The 18946-nt window shown below is 65.4% G+C and carries 16 protein-coding genes; 10 read left to right on the top strand and 6 right to left on the bottom strand.

The features are described from left to right. The first annotated feature begins 1 nt into the window (after nt 1). Nucleotides 2-1759, top strand: coding sequence for an MFS transporter (locus tag AC50X9_RS02315; RefSeq protein ID WP_494889754.1), 1758 nt, complete (start codon nt 2-4; stop codon nt 1757-1759). On the opposite strand, the gene AC50X9_RS02310 is transcribed toward AC50X9_RS02315, so the two are convergent. Together AC50X9_RS02310 and AC50X9_RS02305 are read right to left on the bottom strand one after the other, a co-directional pair. Continuing rightward, nucleotides 1756-2490: a class F sortase gene (locus AC50X9_RS02310; protein WP_494889750.1), complete on the bottom strand. Its 735-nt coding sequence runs from the start codon at nt 2488-2490 to the stop codon at nt 1756-1758. The genes AC50X9_RS02315 and AC50X9_RS02310 overlap by 4 nt on opposite strands. A gap of 76 nt (nt 2491-2566) precedes the next feature. Beyond that, a complete protein-coding gene (locus tag AC50X9_RS02305; protein WP_494889748.1) occupies nt 2567-3334 on the bottom strand; it encodes a hypothetical protein in 768 nt (255 codons plus the stop codon). A gap of 450 nt (nt 3335-3784) precedes the next feature. On the opposite strand from AC50X9_RS02305, the gene AC50X9_RS02300 reads away from it, so the two are divergent. The 6 genes from AC50X9_RS02300 (at nt 3785) to AC50X9_RS02275 (ending at nt 12151) form a co-directional block, all read left to right on the top strand. Then, on the top strand, nt 3785-5518 hold the full coding sequence (locus tag AC50X9_RS02300; protein ID WP_494889746.1) for an ABC transporter ATP-binding protein: 1734 nt from the start codon (nt 3785-3787) through the stop codon (nt 5516-5518). 143 nt (nt 5519-5661) lie between these two features. Beyond that, entirely contained in the window at nt 5662-7605 is a 1944-nt protein-coding gene (locus AC50X9_RS02295; RefSeq protein ID WP_494890172.1) for an ABC transporter ATP-binding protein, read from the top strand. A gap of 77 nt (nt 7606-7682) precedes the next feature. After that, nucleotides 7683-8159, top strand: coding sequence for an acyl-CoA thioesterase (locus AC50X9_RS02290; RefSeq protein WP_494889744.1), 477 nt, complete (start codon nt 7683-7685; stop codon nt 8157-8159). Between the two features lie 93 nt (nt 8160-8252). Next, a complete protein-coding gene (locus tag AC50X9_RS02285) occupies nt 8253-8531 on the top strand; it encodes a hypothetical protein (protein ID WP_494889742.1) in 279 nt (92 codons plus the stop codon). A gap of 103 nt (nt 8532-8634) precedes the next feature. Beyond that, nucleotides 8635-10866 carry an McrB family protein gene (locus AC50X9_RS02280; RefSeq protein ID WP_494889740.1) on the top strand — a complete coding sequence of 744 codons (2232 nt, stop codon included), beginning with the start codon at nt 8635-8637 and terminating at the stop codon, nt 10864-10866. A gap of 82 nt (nt 10867-10948) precedes the next feature. Next, complete coding sequence (locus AC50X9_RS02275) at nt 10949-12151, top strand: 5-methylcytosine restriction system specificity protein McrC (RefSeq protein WP_494890170.1); 1203 nt, start codon at nt 10949-10951, stop codon at nt 12149-12151. 13 nt (nt 12152-12164) lie between these two features. On the opposite strand, the gene AC50X9_RS02270 is transcribed toward AC50X9_RS02275, so the two are convergent. From AC50X9_RS02270 to AC50X9_RS02260, 3 genes are all read right to left on the bottom strand, one after another. Further along, entirely contained in the window at nt 12165-12458 is a 294-nt protein-coding gene (locus tag AC50X9_RS02270) for a hypothetical protein (protein WP_494889738.1), read from the bottom strand. 271 nt (nt 12459-12729) lie between these two features. Beyond that, the gene (locus AC50X9_RS02265) at nt 12730-13185 is read right to left on the bottom strand and encodes a very short patch repair endonuclease (protein WP_494889736.1); all 456 of its coding nucleotides are present in this window, start codon (nt 13183-13185) and stop codon (nt 12730-12732) included. A 79-nt stretch (nt 13186-13264) separates the two neighbouring features. Beyond that, nucleotides 13265-13699 carry a pyridoxamine 5'-phosphate oxidase family protein gene (locus tag AC50X9_RS02260; RefSeq protein ID WP_494889734.1) on the bottom strand — a complete coding sequence of 145 codons (435 nt, stop codon included), beginning with the start codon at nt 13697-13699 and terminating at the stop codon, nt 13265-13267. Nucleotides 13700-13920: 221 nt separating this feature from the next. Here AC50X9_RS02260 and AC50X9_RS02255 point away from each other — a divergent pair, with 221 nt between their 5' ends. Continuing rightward, on the top strand, nt 13921-14577 hold the full coding sequence (locus AC50X9_RS02255; RefSeq protein WP_494889732.1) for a DUF6318 family protein: 657 nt from the start codon (nt 13921-13923) through the stop codon (nt 14575-14577). Between the two features lie 233 nt (nt 14578-14810). Then, on the top strand, nt 14811-15500 hold the full coding sequence (locus AC50X9_RS02250; protein WP_494889730.1) for a PKD domain-containing protein: 690 nt from the start codon (nt 14811-14813) through the stop codon (nt 15498-15500). 47 nt (nt 15501-15547) lie between these two features. Here AC50X9_RS02250 and AC50X9_RS02245 read toward each other — a convergent pair whose 3' ends face one another. After that, the gene (locus AC50X9_RS02245) at nt 15548-16876 is read right to left on the bottom strand and encodes a GAF domain-containing protein (RefSeq protein ID WP_494889728.1); all 1329 of its coding nucleotides are present in this window, start codon (nt 16874-16876) and stop codon (nt 15548-15550) included. Nucleotides 16877-17080: 204 nt separating this feature from the next. Here AC50X9_RS02245 and AC50X9_RS02240 point away from each other — a divergent pair, with 204 nt between their 5' ends. Further along, nucleotides 17081-18871, top strand: a complete 1791-nt coding sequence (locus AC50X9_RS02240) for an NAD(P)-binding domain-containing protein (RefSeq protein WP_494889726.1) — start codon at nt 17081-17083, stop codon at nt 18869-18871. Nucleotides 18872-18946 lie beyond the last annotated feature (75 nt).

The following is an 18946-nucleotide window of genomic DNA, read 5'->3' as shown; positions in this document are numbered from 1 at the left end:
AATGGCAGCGACCACAGAAATGCCCGTGGCAGCAACGGTGGTGATGACCCACCGCCAGATCATGGAAGCGTTGACCGGCCTGCTGGCCGCCTTCTTCACCGCGATCATCAGCAGCACAATCGTTGCAAACGCCCTGCCCACGATCATGTCCGAGCTCAACGGAACCCAGACGGACTTCGCCTGGGTGATCACGGCGGCCCTGCTGGCCAACGCGGCAACCACCCCGATCTGGGGCAAGCTCGCCGATCTGTTCAACAAGAAGATGCTGGTCCAGCTCAGCATCGTGATCTTCGTGTCCGGCTCCGTCATGGCGGGCCTGTCCGAGACCATCCCGCTGCTGTTGACCGCCCGCGTGATCCAGGGTGTCGCCATGGGCGGGCTCACCGCCCTGTCGATGGCCATCATCGGTTCCATCATTCCGCCCCGTGACCGCGGCAAATACTCCGGCTACATGGGCGCCGTCATGGCCGTCGGCACCGCCGGCGGCCCGCTGCTTGGCGGCTTCATCGTGGACAGCCCGCTGGGCTGGCGCTGGACCTTCTTCGTCTGTGTTCCGCTGGCGGTTATTGCCCTGATCCTGCTGCAGGTCACGCTGAAACTGCCGCACGTCAGGCGCCCTGCCAAAATCGACTGGCTCGGTTCGATTCTCCTGACCTCCGGTGTCAGCCTGCTGCTGATCTGGGTATCCTTCGCCGGTAACCCGGACTATTACGACTGGTGGTCCTGGCAGACCGTGGCCATGGTGGGCGGCGGCATTGCCCTGCTGGCCCTGCTGGTCCTGGTCGAATCCAAGGTCTCGCAGCCGATCATTCCGCTGAAGATCATTTCGCAGCGCACCACCGCCCTGGCCATTCTTGCCTCGATGGCAGTCGGCGTCGCGATGTTCGGTTCCTCCACGTTCCTGGGCCAGTACTTCCAGGTCGCCCGCGACGCATCACCCACCGAAGCCGGGCTCCTGACCCTGCCGATGATCGCCGGCAACCTGATCGGCTCCGTGGTCTCCGGCCAGCTGATCAGCCGGACCGGAAAATGGAAGCGGTACCTGGTCGCCGGCTCGGTCCTGCTGATTAGCGGCCTCGGACTGACCGGAACCATCGATCACACCACCGAACTCTGGCTGGCCGGCATCTACACTGCGGTCCTCGGCCTCGGCCTGGGCCTGCTGCTGCAGAACCTTGTACTGGCAGTGCAGAACACCGTGCGGGCCCGCGACATTGGGACCGCCAGCGCCTCGGTGGCGTTCTTCCGCTCGGTCGGCGGTGCCATCGGCGTCTCCGTCCTGGGCGCCGTGATGGGCAACCGGGTCAAGGAACTCGCCACCGAAGGCCTCGCCGCCGCCGGGATTTTCAGCAGCGGGGGAGTGGGCGCCAGCATGGACCTCAAGGACCTGCCGGAGCCCGTCCGCGAGATCATGCGCGCCGCCTACGGTGACGCAACGGCCCAGATCTTTATGGTCTCCGCGATCGTTGCCCTAGTTGCCCTGGTTGCGGTCCTGCTCATCAAGGAAGAACCGCTGCGGCGCACGGTGGACATCGCCGGGCCCGTCAAGAACGACGGCGGCGACGACGACGGCGGCCCGGCCGCCGGTTCTGCGGCCGCCTCCGTTGCGCCGGCCTCCGCCCCGGTCACGTCCGCTTCTGCGGCGTCGGCTTCGGCGGCACCCACGGTCCCCGTAACCCGGACCGGAATCGTCGACCTCGACCGGGAATTTGTCGACGTCCTCGGTCGGGAACGCGCAAGCCAGCGCCGGGGGGACTAGGCGGCGGGAGAAGCCACCAGTATGACGTTCTTGCCGTAGAGATCTTCCGTGTAGCAGCTGATCAGGACGAGTCGATTGGGAACGACCTGCCAGATCTGATGGTCCTTGAGCGAGGCCTTCGCTTCGGTGGAAATGGAATCCACCCGGTATCTGATTGTGCCGGCGGCGGTCGTCACTTCGAAGATGTCCCCGGGTGCGGTGCCTGAGCTGAGCCGGTTGAAGGGTGCATCCCGGCCGTCCCAGCTGTGGCCCATGATGTAGGTCGTGTTGACCGATCCCGTTCCCGGTGTGCCGAAGGTGGTCACCCAGAACCCGTCCAGGGACACGGGCGGCACGATGGTCTGCGATTCGATGTCGGCCGGGCTGGGATCCAACGGGTGGACCACGACGTCAAAACCGGCCGCCGGATATACAACGCGAAGTGGCGCCGCCGCGGGGGGAAGCGCGGGAAGCTGTGCGGCTTCTGTCGGTGCGGCCGCGGTGGCATCGGTGCCAGCAGCCGCGGCACTGTTCTCAAGCGCGACGGGGCTGGCGCCTGCCGGAACCACAAGCGCCGGGGCTGCCGGTGGGGCGCCGGCCAGGTCGGACCTGGCGGGGGTTCCGAGGCCGGACAGGAATGCCATGACGAGGAAAGCGACCACGCCGCTAGCCAGAAGCAGCAGATCGCCGCGGTTCCAGGTCCGCCGCTTCGTGGGCGTAGAACCGCGGGACGGGAAGTAGGGGAAGGGCATCGGGGCTCCTTCGTGAGATCGAAAAGGTCGGGGCACCGGCCCAGGCGGGTCCGGTGCCCCTTCCCAACAGCAACTCCTACAGGGTTGCGTCCGCGCCCTGAGCGCGTTCTCTGCGCCTCAGTGCGACCATCGAAGCGGCCGTCAGGAGTACCGCCAGGCCTCCCACCCATCCCGGAAGTCCGGCATCGGTGTGGCTGGAAACGGCAGTTTGAGCGTTGAATCCCCGGTTGACGGCAACTGCGGCAGCGGCGCCGCCAACACCGGCACCGGCCGGTACTACCGCCGTAACGCCGGCTCCGGGCTCAACCTCGTCTTCGCCGGGTGCTTCGCCGGGTGCTTCGCCCGGCGGAACGACAGCAGGCGGCACCGTCGTGTCTCCGCCACCGCCCGGATTCTCTTCCTCTTCCTCGTGGTCATCGTGGGCCTTTACGCAGCCTTTCGCCGGGACGGGGTAGATGTCGGCGTGGCCGTTGTGCCCGTCCTTGTGCCCGTGGTGCCAGGCCTCTTCGGCGATGGTGATGACCTCGTACGGGTTCTTCTCAGATCCGGTCGCGTGACAAATGGTGACCTTCTTGGATTCTGACCCGTGGTCTCCGTCGTGGTCTCCGTCGCCGCCACCCGGGCAGCCCTTGGCCGGGGCGGGAACGATGTCGCCGTCGTGCACGCCCTGGGCGTTGTGTCCGTTGAGTCCGTTCTCGCTGATGGTAATTTCCTCGTACGGGTTCGAGTCCGAGCCGGTCGCATGGCAGATGCTGATTTTGTCGTCTGGGCCGGCAGTTGCGGGGGCGCTAATTGTTAGTAGGGCAAGACCGGCAATGCCGGCCGCTGCAAGGGCTTTCTTCATGGCAGTGCTCCATCTGGATCATTTCTAACTGACCAGCCTGCGGGATGCCTGCTCAAAAGCGGAGCCGACGGCTCAACAGCGGTTCCCAGATAACCTTCGTTGTCCCAGCAGCGTTGTCCAGTTACTGACAACTTCACGCTAGGACGTAGGACCCTGGCGGACACGAGTAATCGCTACCCGGTGGACTACCGGTTCTTTTGCCGAAACTACTGTGGTCGAAAGTGACTACTGTGGCCGGAGGTGACTAACGTTGTTGCCACTCTTCGAAATGGATCTCATCGCCGCCGGTGGCTATTTGATTTTCTGTGTCCGATGTTCCGCCCGGGCCGGTCGTTTCGTAGAGTTGCCTATGGCTGTCGGCCCCCGTTGGTACAACTGGGTGCACCCCGTGATGGCTCACCTCTTGCTTCTCCAGCCTCATCTATTCGCTATTTCTAAGGACCCGTGGGCATGCTTGTCACTCTTATACGGCGCTATTCGAAGCCGTATCTGCCGTACATCTGGGCAGTCATTTTCTTCCAGCTCGCCTCCACCATTGCGGCGCTGTATCTTCCCAGCCTGAACGCCCAGATCATCGACGAGGGCGTCTCCCGCGGCGACACGGACTACATCTGGCGCACCGGCGGGGTGATGCTCGGCGTCGCCCTGGTCCAGGTCGCCACCGCAATTGCCGGGGTTTACTTCGGGTCCAAGGCCGCCATGGCGTTCGGCCGCGACCTGCGCCGCGGCGTTTTCCGCAAGGTCACGAGCTTCTCCGCGAAGGACGTCAACGTATTCGGCGCCCCCACCCTGATCACCCGCGGCACCAACGATGTCCAGCAGGTGCAGATGCTGATGCTGATGGGGCTGAACTTCATGGTGGCCACGCCCATCATGTGCATCGGCGGCATTTTCATGGCCCTCCGCGAGGACCTCAACCTGTCCTGGCTGGTCTGGGTTTCCGTTCCGGTGCTCGTGGTGGTGGTCGGCTACCTCGTGGTCCGCCTGATGCCGCTCTTCCGTTCCATGCAGGTGAAGATCGACCGGCTCAACGGCATCCTCCGCGAGCAGATCATCGGCATCCGCGTGGTCCGCGCCTTTGTCCGCGAGCCGCACGAGGCGAAGCGCTTCGGTGCCGCGAACAAGGAGCTCACCGACGTTTCACTGAAGATCGGCGCCCTGTTCGTGCTGATGTTCCCCGCGATCGGCATGATCCTGCACGTCTCCACCGCGGCCGTGCTGTGGTTCGGCGGCCAGCGGGTGGAAGCGGGCGAGATGCAGGTCGGCGCCCTGACGGCGTTCCTGCAGTACCTGCTGCAGATCCTGATGGCGGTAATGATGGGCACCTTTATGGCCATGATGATTCCGCGCGCCTCGGTCTGCGCGGACCGCATTGGCGAGGTGCTCGACGTCGAACCCTCCATCCACCAGACCCTCACCCCGGTGGCACCGGCTGAAAAGGCCGGCCGCGTGGAGTTCCGGAACGTGTCCTTCGCCTACCCCGGCGCCGAGGCTCCGGTCCTGAGCGACATCAGCTTCACCGCCGAGCCCGGCCAGACCGTGGCGATCATCGGCTCCACCGGCGCCGGCAAAACCAGCCTCCTGGCCCTGCTGCCCCGCCTTTACGATGCGGACTCGGGGGAAGTGCTGCTCGACGGCGTCCCGGTCACCAACCTGGACCGTGCCGAGATCACGCAGCGCGTGGCCATGGTGCCGCAGCGGCCGTACCTGTTCTCCGGGAGCATCGAGCACAACCTGCGCTTCGGCCGGCCCGAGGCCACCGACGAGCAGCTCTGGGACGCCCTGACCGTGGCCCAGGCCGACGACTTTGTGCGCGAGAAGAAAAACGGACTCGGTTCCCGGATCGCCCAGGGCGGCACCAACGTCTCGGGTGGCCAGCGCCAGCGCCTCTGCATCGCCCGCGCCCTCGTCACCGAGCCCAAGGTCTTCCTGTTCGACGACTCCTTCTCCGCCCTCGACGTCGCCACCGACGCGCGGCTCCGCCGGGCCCTCAAGGCGAGGACCGCCGACGCCACCGTGATCATTGTCGGCCAGCGCGTCTCCACCATCGCCGACGCCGACCAGATCCTGGTGCTCGACAACGGGCGGATCGTGGACCGCGGCACGCATGAGCAACTGCTGCTGAGCTCCAGTACCTACCAGGAAATCGTTGAATCCCAGCTGACTGCAGAGGCCGTGGCATGAGCACCAAAGAGAACGTCTCCCCGAACGATCGAAAACAGGACCGCACGGCCCCCGGCCCGCAGAACCCGGACTCCCAGCTCGCGGCCGACCCCGACGACGACTTCGTCGAGGAGGAATACAAGCCCGGCGAAGCCGACGGCGGGATGTTCGGCGGCGTGCCCGCGAAGAAAGCCCAGCACTTCTGGCCCTCCGCGAAGCGGCTGATGGGGCTGCTGAAGCCAGAGCGGACCGGCATCATCGTCGTCCTTGCGATGGTGACGGTCGCCGTTGTGCTGAACGTTGTCGCGCCCCGGATCCTCGGCCAGGCAATGGACGTGATCTTCGGCGGCGTCATCGGCAAACAACTGCCCGCCGGCGGCACCAAGGACCAGTTCGTCGAAGGCCTGCGCGCCCAGGGCCAGGACAACATGGCAGACATGCTCGCGAAAATGGACCTCATCCCCGGCGTCGGCATCGATTTCCAGAAGCTCGCGTTCCTGATCAGCGTAGTGCTGGTGATGTACTTCGCCGCCAACATCTTCCTCTGGCTGCAGGGCTACGTCCTGAACATCCTGGTCATGCGGGTGGTCCGCCAGCTGCGCGACGACACCGAGAAGAAGCTCAACAAGCTCCCGCTGAACTACTTCGACACCCGCCAGCGCGGCGACATCCTCTCCCGGGTCACCAACGACGTGGACAACATCCAGCAGGCGCTGCAGCAGGCGTTCGCGCAGTTGCTGAACTCGGCGCTGACGGTGATCGGCATCGTCATCATGATGTTCATCGTGTCCTGGCAACTGGCCCTGATTGCCCTGGTCGCACTGCCGCTCTCGGCCGTCGCGGCCGGGATCATCGGCTCCCGCAGCCAGAAACTCTTCGCCTCCCAGTGGAAAAACACCGGCGAGCTCAACGGCCAGATCGAGGAATCCTTCTCCGGACACGACCTCGTCCGCGTCTTCGGCCGCGACGCCGACATGCTGGAGCGCTTCGACGAGCGGAACGAGGCGCTGTATAAGGCCAGCTTCGGGGCACAGTTCGTCTCCGGCATGATCATGCCGGTCATGCAGTTCGTGTCCTACCTCAGCTACGTCGGCATCGCCGTCGTCGGCGGGCTGCGCGTGGCCTCCGGCGGGATGAGCCTGGGCGACGCCACCGCGTTCATCCAGTACTCGCGCGAGTTCACCCAGCCGCTGGGCCAGATGGCGGGCATGGCGAACATGCTGCAGTCCGGCGTCGCCTCCGCGGAACGGGTCTTTGAATTCCTCGACGCCGACGAACAGGACGCCGAGACCGCCACGGAACAGTTGCCGGCCAAGACCGACGGCCACGTCGAATTCCGGCACGTCACCTTCAGCTACACCCCGGACAAACCGCTGATCGAGGACCTGTCCTTCACCGCGGAGCCCGGGCACACCGTGGCAATCGTCGGGCCCACCGGAGCCGGCAAGACCACCCTGGTGAACCTGGTGATGCGCTTCTATGAGCTCCAGGGCGGCAGCATCACCCTGGACGGCGTCGACATCACCCACCTGAGCCGGGCGGAACTGCGCTCCAAGGTAGGCATGGTGCTGCAGGACGCCTGGCTCTTCGGCGGCACCATCTACGACAACATCCGCTACGGAAAGCTGGACGCCACCGAGGAACAGGTGATGGAGGCGGCCAAGGCCACCTTCGTGGACCGCTTTGTCCGCGCCCTCCCGGACGGCTACAACACCATCATCGACGAGGAAGGCAACAACGTCAGCGCCGGCGAGAAGCAGCTGATCACCATCGCCCGGGCCTTCGTCGCCAATCCCTCGCTGCTGATCCTGGACGAGGCCACCAGTTCGGTGGACACCCGCACCGAAGTGCTCGTGCAGAAGGCCATGGCCGCGCTGCGGACCGACCGCACGAGCTTCGTGATCGCCCACCGCCTGTCCACCATCCGCGACGCCGACACGATCCTGGTGATGGAGGCCGGCCGGATTGTGGAGCAGGGCAACCACGCCAGGCTGCTGGACCTCCAGGGCGCCTACTACCGCCTGTACATGTCCCAGTTCGCCGGCGAAGACGCGGAGACGGCCTTTTCGGAAAACACGGCCGACGACCCGACGGCGGTGCACAGCTGAGCGCCGCCGGCCGCCCCGCCGCCGTCCCCGGCGCACTCCCTGCCGCCGGCCCCCGGCGCATCGAGGTGCAGATCCCGATGCGCTGGGGCGACATGGATGCCTATGGCCACATCAACAACGTCCAGGTGGTCAGGATCCTCGAGGAGGCCCGCATCGCGGCCTTTGGACCGCCGCGCGGTACTGGGATGCCAGGGGTGGAGCCTCCCGTGGCGCTGTTCAACGCGGTCCCGGAGGGGACCCTGGCGCTGATCGTGGAGCACAGGATCCGCTACGTCCGGACCCTCGAGTACCGCAACGTACCGGCGGTGGTCCAGCTGTGGATCGGCGCGGTGAAGGGTGCCAGCTTCGACATCCACTATCTGGTCCAGGACCCCGTCACGCGCGAGGACTGCGTCCGGGCCACCAGCCACCTGGCGTTCGTGGACGAGGCCACGGGACGGGTGCTCAGGCTCACGCCGGAGCAAAAGGACAACCTGGCGCCGTTCATCGCAGCAGCCCACCAGGCTCCGGACCCAGCCGTCCCGGCCGCGGACTCCGCCGAGGCGGTCCGGTAGCCTCTACCTCGGTCCACCGATCGACCCTAGAATGAACAACCCGCGGGCAGTCAGCCCCGGACGCCCCAGCCCGGAAGCCAAGGAGCACTCATTATGGTGAAAAAACGAGCACAGGTCATGGCAGACAAACGCAAGCGGAAAGCCCGGAAGAAGACCTGGAAGGAACTCTCGCCGATGGCGAAGTTCGGGACCATTACGGCCGCCGTCGTCCAGCTCTCGCTTCTGGTGGCGGCCCAGCGCGACATCTCACACCGCCCGGCCGAACAGATCCGCGGCAGCAAGACAATGTGGCGGCTGGCGACCCTGATCAACTTCGTCGGCCCGGGTAGCTACTTCACCTTCGGGGTCAAGCGGAGCCCGGCGGCCAAGTAGCGGCGGCACCGCGGGGGTGGATTTCCTGTCCTGAAGTTACTGTTCAGTAACTTCGGGCGGTGCCGTGATGCGGGCGTTCAGCTTAAGCCTGTAAATTGAAGGCATGACCCCAGCCAAAAAGCCTGCCATGCACCGTGCCCTCGGCATCTCCAAGGAGATCGAAGATGCGGCCTGGTTTGTGTTGGGCCCGGGGCTGACCGGAAAACCCTCGGCCCTGGACGGACGCACCAAAACGTGGTCGGTGCAGGCGGCCGCGGAGTTGCTCGATCGCCTCGAACGCGGGGTCCCGGACGCCAAGGCGCCCATGATGACCAACCTGCGGCAGAACCTGCAGGACGCCTCCCGGGGCGCCAAGCAGCTGGCCGTCGAGCTGCTTTTCCTGCAGTCCCTGCCGCTGGCACACGAGGTGAAGTCCCTCAAGGTGAAGCGGGCGCGGGTGGCTGAAGCCGCGTCCTGGCTGGAGCCGCCGCTGGAACTGCCGGATGAGCTGTTCGCGGGCATGACGGACCACGGCGTCATCCGGGACCGCACCGCGGAGTTCAACTGGACCATCTGGGACCACCTGAAATGGCTCTGCCGGTTCGTGCAGCACGTCGCCCAGCATCCGGCCGGCGCGGTCGCCGCAGCGGTCAAGGATCCGCTGGCGTTCCACCGGCTGGTTGCCGGCACCCCCGATGACCAGCCGGCCATCCGCCGCAGCATCGAATTCCTCGTCTGGCCCAGCTACTTCGAGCCCGTGGTGGCCGACGTCGAGCGCCAGGAGATCCGTGACGCCTTTGCCTCCCTCGTGGGCGGCGCGAAGGGCGACAGCGACGAGGATATTTCTGCCGACATCCACCGCATCCGGCTGCACCTGGACGAACAGGCCGGGCAGCGGATCGACTGGTACTCCCGGCAGCTGGTCAGCCAGTGGCGCAAAGTCGGCGACCCCGGGCAGCGGGCCTGGCTGCTCCGCACCCACCACGATAATCCCGAACTGCTCGGCACCTGGCAGTCCGAGGAGACGGTGACGCTCGACGTCGAGCACCTCCGGCTGCTGGACCCCGGCGTCACCGCCGGGCTGGTCCAGCATGCCGTGGATGAGGACTACAAGCACCTCGGCTACGTCGAACGCGAGGACACCAAAACCGCCGTCTTCGCCTTCCTGACCGTGATGAAGCCCGGCGACCTGGCGCTGTACCAAACCTCCGGCACCGTCCGGGTGGGTGTGGTCCTGGGTGAGCCCGGCCACCGGGAGGACAACCGCCAGCTGCGCCGGAAGGTCCGCTGGTTCGACGAGTCCCACAACATCACCGAGCTGCCCCGCCATGTGCAGCGGCAGCTGGCCACCTCGGGCATCGTCGTGGACATCACCCGCGTCATCCAGGCCCTGGAGGCGCTCCTTCCCGCCGAGGCGGAGGCCGAGGAGGGCGACGGCGCCGAGCCGGCCGCCGTCGTCGAACCTCCCTGTGAAGGGTTCCGCCCGTTGACGCCGGAGTTCGCCGCGTCGCTGCACATGGACCTCGAGCCGCTGCAGGAGATCGCCGAACTGCTGGAGGAGAACCGGCAGCTGGTGCTGTACGGTCCGCCCGGGACCGGCAAAACGTATCTGGCCAAGCACCTGGCTGCCCAGCTCGCCGGGGACACCACCGGCGAGCGGGTCAAGCTGGTGCAGTTCCACCCGTCCTACGCCTACGAGGACTTTTTCGAGGGCTTCCGCCCGGACAAGACGGATGAAGGCCAGGTGTCCTTCAAGCTCGTGGCGGGGCCGCTGCGCCGGATCGCCGAGGAGGCCGCCAAACCCGGGAACGAGAGCAAGCCCTACTTCCTGATCATCGATGAGATGAACCGCGCGAACCTCGCGAAGGTTTTCGGCGAGCTGTACTTCCTGCTCGAATACCGCGATGACCGGATCTACCTGCAGTACAGCCCCAATGAGCCGTTCACGCTGCCGGACAACCTCTACATCATCGGCACCATGAACACCGCCGACCGGTCCATTGCGATGATGGATGCCGCGATCCGCCGGCGCTTCTCTTTCATCGAGCTGCACCCGAAGACGGAGCCGGTGAAGGGATCACTGCTGCGGTTCCTGCAGGCCCGGGACCTGGACACGACGCCGGCTGCGCTGATGGACGCGCTCAACGATGCCATCGATGAATGGGACCGGGATTTGATGATCGGCCCGTCGTACTTCATGAAGCCGTCGGCGCAGACACCCAAGGGCCTGCGCCGGATCTGGAAGTACGAGCTGATGCCGCTGCTGGAGGAGCACTACCACGGCCAGCTGAACCGGGCGCAGTTGGAGGAGCGGTTCGGGCTGGACCAACTGCTTGACCGCCTTGCGCGCGTCTAGCCAGCCCGGGACCGCAAGCCGCGGTGCGCCCGGCCAGGGTACGGCCGGCCGCGGGGCCCGCGCCACCCCGCCGGTCCGCCGGATCGTCCTGGACGAGCTCTCCGGCGGCGTCGTTGACCGGCTCGACGCGGCCAGCGCGGCCTACGTAAACGGCAGCGGCCTGGCCAGGGCCTCGCCCATGGGCATGGGTCTGTACCGGATCGAGCCCGTCGGGAAGGTCGGTTCGGTGCGCACTCCGACGCTGCAGCTTGAGGTGCGGCCCAAGGAACGGCTCGGCCTGGGCCGGCTGCTGTTCCTGCTCGGCTACGCCGGTGACCAGGGCTTCCGGGAGGATTCCGTTGCCGCGGTCGAGGAAGCGGATCTGTGGAGCGCGCTGGCCGAGTCGCTGGCCCAGCTTGCGGACCGGGCGCTCAGCCGGGGTGTGCTGCAGGGCTACCTGACCGTGGACGAATCGCTGCGGACCGTCAAGGGACGGATCCGTATTTCGGACCAGATCTCCCGACGGCCCGGCATGCTCGTTCCCCTCGAAGTGTCCTACGACGAGTTCACCGAGGACATCGCGGAAAACCGGATCCTGCGGGCGGCGCTGGAACGGATGTCCCAGGTCCCGGGGGTGCGGCCGGAAGTGCTGAGCCGGCTGCGCCAGCTCAAGGGCAAGCTCGCAGCCGTGACGCGCCTGCAGTCCGGCGCGCCCCTGCCGGCATGGCGGGCGAGTCGGATGAACACCCGGTACCAGGCCGCGCTGCGGCTCGCCGAGGTGATCCTGCGCCACGCCTCGGCGGAGGCCGGTGACGGCGCGCAACAGTCGGCGTCGTTTGTGGTGGACATGTCCGTTGTGTTCTCGGACTTCGTCGGCACCGCGCTGCGCGAGGCCATGGCGGCCTTCCCGGGGGAGATGCGGCTGCGGTACAACGCCCTCCTCAACGAGGCCGTCAACGATTCGGACCGGATCGTGGTGCAGCCCGGAGCCGTCCACCTGCTGGGCGGGCGGCCGGTGATGGTCTACGACGCTAAGTACCAGGCCGCGGCCGACGTCGGGGCGTCACTTTCGGCGGACCACTACCGGATGCTCGCCTACTGCACTTCGCTCCAGGTCCCGACGGCCTGGCTGGTGTATCCGGGCGCGGGCGAGCTCAAGCTGCGCCGAATCCTCAACACTGACATCGACGTGGTGGAGTTCCCGCTGGACCTTTCGAGGCCGCCGTCGGAAATCCTGGCAGCCGTCGCGGACCTCGCGCAACAGTCGTGGGGCGAAGTCGTGCGTCAAGCGACCATCAGCCGCTGACGTCCGGAGTCTGCTAGCTGGCGTTCTGTTCCGCGGAAACAGCCAGCAGGTGGCTCAGGAGCGCCTTTTCCGGCCGGCCGGGGTTGTTCGCGACGTGCCAGCGGAGCTGTTCGCGCACGGGCGCGTCTTCGGGCTTGGTGTCGGAGAGAATCGCATCAACGATTTGGGATACCTGCAGGCGCAGGGGCCCGAGATCGTGGTCGACCTCGAGTGACCGCGTGCAATCCTGCGGGCGGAAATCGTGGGAGGACTTCGACGGCCGTGTAGTGGTGCTCAGCGGCGTGGTGGACCTCAGCAAGTGCGGCATCTGGCGCTCTCCCGTGGAGTAGTAACGAGTAAGTGCGGACCCAACAGAGTCCTTGTCCCCAAGACTCGGATATTACCCGAGACAGGCCTATCTATTTGAGTAGCGCTCCGGCGTGGCCAACTGTCTTTTTTCCCTGAAGTTCGGCCCAGCGGATGTCCTTAGTTGCGTGCACGGATCGTTCCAGCCCGCAACGGCCCGGCAACACGGCACCATCGACCTATGCGGCCTGACGCGAAGCCGGCTGCCTCAATGGGGACCCGGGGTTCGGAGATCAGTCCACGGGTTCGCTGGCGGGGAGTCGCTTGCCGGACAGCAGGAAAGCATCCAGTTGCTGTTCCAGCGCGGAGAGATCCTTCAGCTCGCACTCCCAGACGGTGAGCACTTCCCAGCCCGATCGCTCAAGCAGCAGGCGCTGTTCGGCGTCGCGGTTCCGTGTCCGGCTGCGTTTGGTTTCCCAGAACTCGGCATTGGCCTTCGGGGCGTGCTGTCCGACCCTGCAGTCATGGAAGTGCCAGAAGCAGCCGTTGACGAAGATGACTTTGTGCCGGCCGGCGAAGACCAGATCCGGATTGCCTGGGAGCCGTCCGCCGCTGGCGGTGCCGTGCAGCCGGTAACGGTAGCCCTTGGCGTGGAGCATTTTCCTCACCAGCAGTTCGGGCTTGGTGTTCTTCCCGCGGATCCGGGACATGTTCCAGCTGCGCCGCTCGGGGGTCAGCTTGTCCGCCATGGTTTAAGTCTAGGCGGCAGGGCGAGCGGGGCGCCGGCCGCCCGACGGCGGACGGGCGGCCGGCGCCGTCGGAGGGCTGCTAAATTTCCCGCTCCGGGTGCTCGCCGAACTTGAAGTGGCGGCCGCTGACGGAGGTGGGCTCGATCTCGACGTAAAAATCTTTCAGGGTCGGTACCCACGGCTTGAGCCCCAGCGCCTCTGCCGCCGCGATATCGGCGGACTGGTCGAGCACCCGGGCTGTGCCGCGCAGCACAACCGACCAGGCCTCGTCGGAGAGGATGCCGTCTGTTTCGAACAGCACCTTGGAATTGATGGTCAGTTCAGCGAGTTTGTTGCCGGGGGCGGTCCGGAGGTAGAGCTTCCTGCCGCTCACGGCGTAGTTCACCGGAAAGATATCGGGCTCGCCGCCCACGATGAGAACGAGCCTGCCGTGTTTGGTGGCCTCGATCAGCTTCCAGCTCTGATCGTCGTCAAGGTTGAGGATGGGGTTTTCGTCTGCATGTTCGAACATCATGGCTTCATTGTTCTGGCCGGTGTAGAAAAGCGCCAGTGGCTGACACGGGAAAGTCGGCGTGTGTCGGCCAAAAGCGGGTTTGACGTGGCGTGATAGTGGGGAGCGTGGGCCTGGGGCCGGCCCCTGTGGATAACCTTGAACTCCAAAATGTGATGTCAGTTACCCTTAAGGCAGTGTTTGGCTTCAGGCGTCTTGATTTCTATCGGGGGGAATAGCTGACCATGACATCTCGCACTCCAACTTTCGTCAGGCGTAGACGCATCTGCGCCGTCCTCGCCGTGCTGTCCGTTCTGCCGTTCACCGCCTGCACCGGCGGAGGAACAACCCCAGGCGCGACGGCGGCCCCCGAATCCTCCAGTGCGACGGCGTCGCCGGCACCAACTTCCACCCCGACGCCGACAGCCAGTTACAAACCAGCCGACGCCACGGGCCGGGCCCAGAACGTGCCGGTTCCCGTGCTGCCGGAGGCTGCGAAGGCTGAGACGAAGGAAGGTGCAATTGCTTTCGCGAAGCACTGGTACACGGTTCTAAATTACGCATATCAAACCGGAGACTTCGGCCCGATGGATGCTATTACAAGCTCCGTGTGCCGCATGTGCGCGAAGGTTCGCCCGGGCATAGTTGAATGGAACTCGGACGGACGTTGGATTGCCGGAGGTCTTGTCACGGTCAAGGGGGCCTTCACGGAATTTGTGAAGACAGCCGAAGGCAATTTTCAGGTGACTACACAGCTGGAGCAACCTCTCGGATTCTTATATCGGCCGGATTCCAGTATCGAAAAATCCGTCCCTGCTTCGCAGGTTCTCGCCGATATCATGACGGTTAGGTTCACCGAGGGTAGCTGGAACGCACTGGACGTTGACCGGCTAGCGTCATGAAAAGGCGCGGGAATCTTCGCGTCCCGCTTGTGAATTCTTTTCGGGTCCTCGCCGCTTCCTTACTGATTTCCGTGTCTGCGGGATCTCCGGCCTTCGCCGATACATCGGACGTTTTCTGGAACTCCGCGGGCGTCGGAGTTTGGAGATATGACGCTGCTCTCAAAATCTGGGTAGACGCACCGCACGCAGTTCCCGAGAGCCCGTATCAGTACCGGTTCGATTACCTGTGCTTGGTGGACAACAATGCTTTCGACGTCGACTGTCTCGCGGCCGCGACAGAGTGTAGTGCCGGTGAAAACGGGCGCCCCGTCAGATGGTGGTGGAAATTGGTGGTTGCCGGCCCAAACGATTGGAGCCGCATTGCCCCGGACCGCTGCGTTTACTCCGAAAAGCCTGATGACGTCCTTGGAAAGATCGCGGCTCAGATCCAGACGAAGTTCCAGCAACTCCCTGTCAGCCCCGGCACTATGATCATGCAGCCGAGTCCACACACCCTCAGGGGCGCGGAGACTAACTTCTACGGTGAGGCCAACGAACAAGCATTCACCGTGGATATGCTCGGCCAGAGTGTGTCGATCGTCGCCAAGCCCGTCCAGTACACCTGGAATTACGGCGACGGGACCTCGCTGGGGCCTCAGACCGCGGCCGGTGGAGCCCTCCCGCAGGACCGCTGGGGCGAAAAGACGGCCACCAGCCACGTCTACACCGAGACCGGCGATTTTTCAGTGGTGCTGACGACCCATTTCCAGGGGACGTACTCCGTCAACGGCGGGCCGCCCCTGCCCATCCCGGGCCAGGGGCAGTTCAGTGCGCCGCCGCAGACCGTGAGCGTATGGCGCTCCATCACCCGGAACTTCGCCGATGACTGCCTCCGCAACCCGCAAGGTCAAGGTTGCCCCGGCGTCGTAACGCCAGCTCCCTAGCCTGGGAACAGGTTCCGGCGCGCGTCTGCACGCTGGAGGCACAGCGATTAGGCGCGCAGCTCCCGGTCGACCCGTTCCATCCGGGCGGTCACCAGCTGGCTACGCGGATCCTGGGGTCCCATAAGGGTGGCCGCGGTTGCTGCTGCGACCGTGTCCAAGGAGCCCATGTCGCTCGTGCACCATTTCAGCATCAGCCCCGCGTCGCCGCTGGCGCGGATGGAGGCCCCGACGGCTTCGTTGAGCTCGTCGCGCATGAGCCCGACGGCGAAGTTGCTCGAGCGGTTGAGGAGTTTGGCCAGATACGCGGCAAACGCCTCGGCAACCCGGCCATCGCGCAAATGGCCAGCCACGATTGACGCATCAGTGACGACCCTGACGCTGGACGAGAAACGGTAGGGGTTCGCTTCGACCACGTTGCCCAGGATGCTGCGGATCCGGTGCATCTCGGTCCGGACTGCCGCAGCGGTGCCCGCGTCGCCATGGATCTCGTAGGCCAGCTCGTCCGCGCTCCAGCCCTGGGTCCGGGACGCCAGCAGGGCCAGAATCTCGGCACGGCGCAACGTCAGCGGGCGACGGGTGCCGCCGTCGAGCGCGGCAGAAGGTGCGTCCCCCAGCAGCAGCAGCGTCAGCTGGGACCTGGCCCCGGCTTCGGAGTGTCCCGCCGCAGCAAATCCTCCTGACGTCCCGCCGGAGCCGGGGGGAGGAGCGGCGGATTTCAACAGCTCCTCCGCCAGCCGTACGCCGCAGCGCACCAGGCGAAGACTGTCCGGCGTAACGGATTCAAACGGGCCGGAAACATCCAGAACGCCCACGATTTCCCCCGTCAGAGGGTCGCGAATCGGGGACGCGGTGCAGGCCCAGTCGTGATGCGTCCGCACCAGGTGTTCGGCCGAGAAGAGTTGCGCCGGGGCGCCCGTCACGAGTGCCTCGCTGATGGCGTTGGTGCCCACCCCGGATTCGGACCAGTCGGCCCCCTCCACGAACTCCAGGGAGTCCGCGAGTTTAAGGGCCTGTTTGCTGCCGATGCGCCACAGCACTTCACCCGCATGATCGGTCACGATCAACAGGTGGCGCCCGGTTGCCGTTTCGTCTGCCAGCAACTGGGACAGCGCGGGCATCACGGCGGCCAGCCGGTGGCCTGCACTGAGCGAGCGCGCCTCGGAAACTTCATGCCGGTGGACCGGCCGGTGCCCATCGGGGTTGATGCCCAACGCGAGGGAGCGCTGCCAGGACTTAACGAGGGACGCCGACAAATGCGGACCTGGAGTACCGGAAACCGTGGCCTCGTGGGCCTTCCGGAGGGCCCGAGCGTACTCCGCCGGCGCGGAAAACCTCAGGTCCGAGAGCGGCGTGATCAAGCGACTGCCCGGCCGCATGCTCATTTTCCCAACTCGCCCTCGAATCGTCGCGCCCGCCAGCCACCGCCAGCCCCTGTCCGGCGGAAGCGCGGGCCAGGAGCCTGAGAGCTCTGTGTAACCCGATTGTAACCCCCTGCGGACTTTACTTGTGATGCGGGTCACTGCATGGTCGAGACGCCATCCAACGGAACCCGCCCACAGTTGGCAACGGAAAGAGGAAACATGCCTGAGACTCCAAACGGCGTGGTCGCGGCGTGGCTGGCGCAATTCGATGCGGCGCTGCGCAGCCACAACACGGACGGCGTGCTTGAACTATTCGACGACGATTCGTACTGGCGCGACTTCGTCTCCTTTACGTGGAACCTCAAGACCCTTGAGGGCAAGGAGGACATCCGGCGCATGCTGGACGCGACCCTGGACGACGTGCAGCCCAGCAACTGGACGCTGGCCGAGGACGCCACCGGGGACGCGGCCAATGCCGAGGCTTGGGTGAATTTCGAGACCGCCCAGGCGCTTGGATACGCCCATCTGCGCCTTCGGAACGGGAAATGCTGGACCCTGCTCACCACCATGCAGGAGCTCAAGGGCTTCGAGGAAAAGAAGGGGGTTAACCGGGAGAAGGGTGTCGCCCACGAGATCACCAAGGGCCGCAAGTCGTGGCTGGAACTGAAGGAAGAGCAGGAAGCCCGGCTCGGCTACGAAGACCAGCCCTACACCGTCATCATCGGCGGCGGCCAGGGCGGAATCGGGCTGGGGGCACGGCTGCGCCGGCTCGGCGTGCCCACCATCATCATCGAAAAGAACGACCGCCCGGGTGACTCCTGGCGGAACCGCTACAAGTCCCTCCACCTCCACGATCCGGTCTGGTACGACCACCTGCCCTACATCAAGTTCCCCGACGACTGGCCGGTCTTCGCAGCCAAGGACAAGATCGGCGACTGGCTGGAGAACTACACGCGGATCATGGAACTGAACTACTGGTCCAAGACCGAATGCACCAATGCCCGCTTCGATGAATCGTCCCAAGAGTGGGTCGTTGAGGTAGTGCGCGACGGCGAACCGGTCACCCTGCGCCCCAAACAGCTCGTCTTCGCGCTGGGCGTTTCGGGATACCCCAGCGTCCCCACGTTCGACGGCGCCGAATCCTTCCTCGGGGAGCAGTACCACTCGTCCAAGCATCCGGGCGGCGGGGACTGGACCGGGAAGAAGGCCGTGGTCATCGGCTCCAACAACTCGGCGCACGATATCTGCGCAGACCTGTGGGAACACGGCGCGGACGTCACCATGGTCCAGCGCTCCTCCACGCACATCGCCCGCAGCGAATCCCTTATGGACCTCGCCCTCGGCGGTCTGTACTCCGAGAAGGCGCTGGCCAACGGGGTCACCACCGAGAAGGCCGACCTGCTGTTCGCCTCGCTGCCGTACCGGATCCTGCCTGAAGCCCAGATCCCCGTCTATGCGGAGATGGCCGAGCGGGACGCCGAGTTTTACTCCCAGCTGGAGGCCGCCGGCTTTGACCTGGACTTCGGCGTGGATGGCTCCGGCCTGTTCCTCAAGTACCTGCGGCGTGGCTCCGGCTACTACATCGACGTCGGCGCCTCGCAGCTGATCATTGACGGCCGGGTCAAGCTCGCCAACGGCGAGGTCGGCAAGATCACCGGAAACGCTGTCGTGATGGCCAACGGCACGGAACTGGAAGCCGACACCATCATCTACGCCACCGGCTACGGGTCCATGAACGGCTGGCTGGCCGATCTGGTCTCGCCCGAGGTGGCCGACGCCGTCGGTAAATGCTGGGGCTTTGGCTCGGACACTCCCAAGGACCCGGGACCATGGGAAGGCGAACTGCGCAACATGTGGAAGCCCACCAACGTCGACAACCTCTGGATCCACGGCGGCAATCTGCACCAAAGCCGCCACTACTCCAACTATCTGGCGCTGCAGCTCAAGGCCAGGATGGAAGGGCTTCCCACACCGGTCTTCGAACGCCAGCCCACGCACCACACGCGCTGACCTCCGCAGGCCGTGACAATCACACCTCCTGGAACCACACTGGGGGTGACGGACACCTGCTGTGACAATCCAACG

The organism is Pseudarthrobacter sp. HLT1-3 (assembly GCF_059383535.1).
This window is presented reverse-complemented; position numbering and strand designations above follow the sequence as displayed.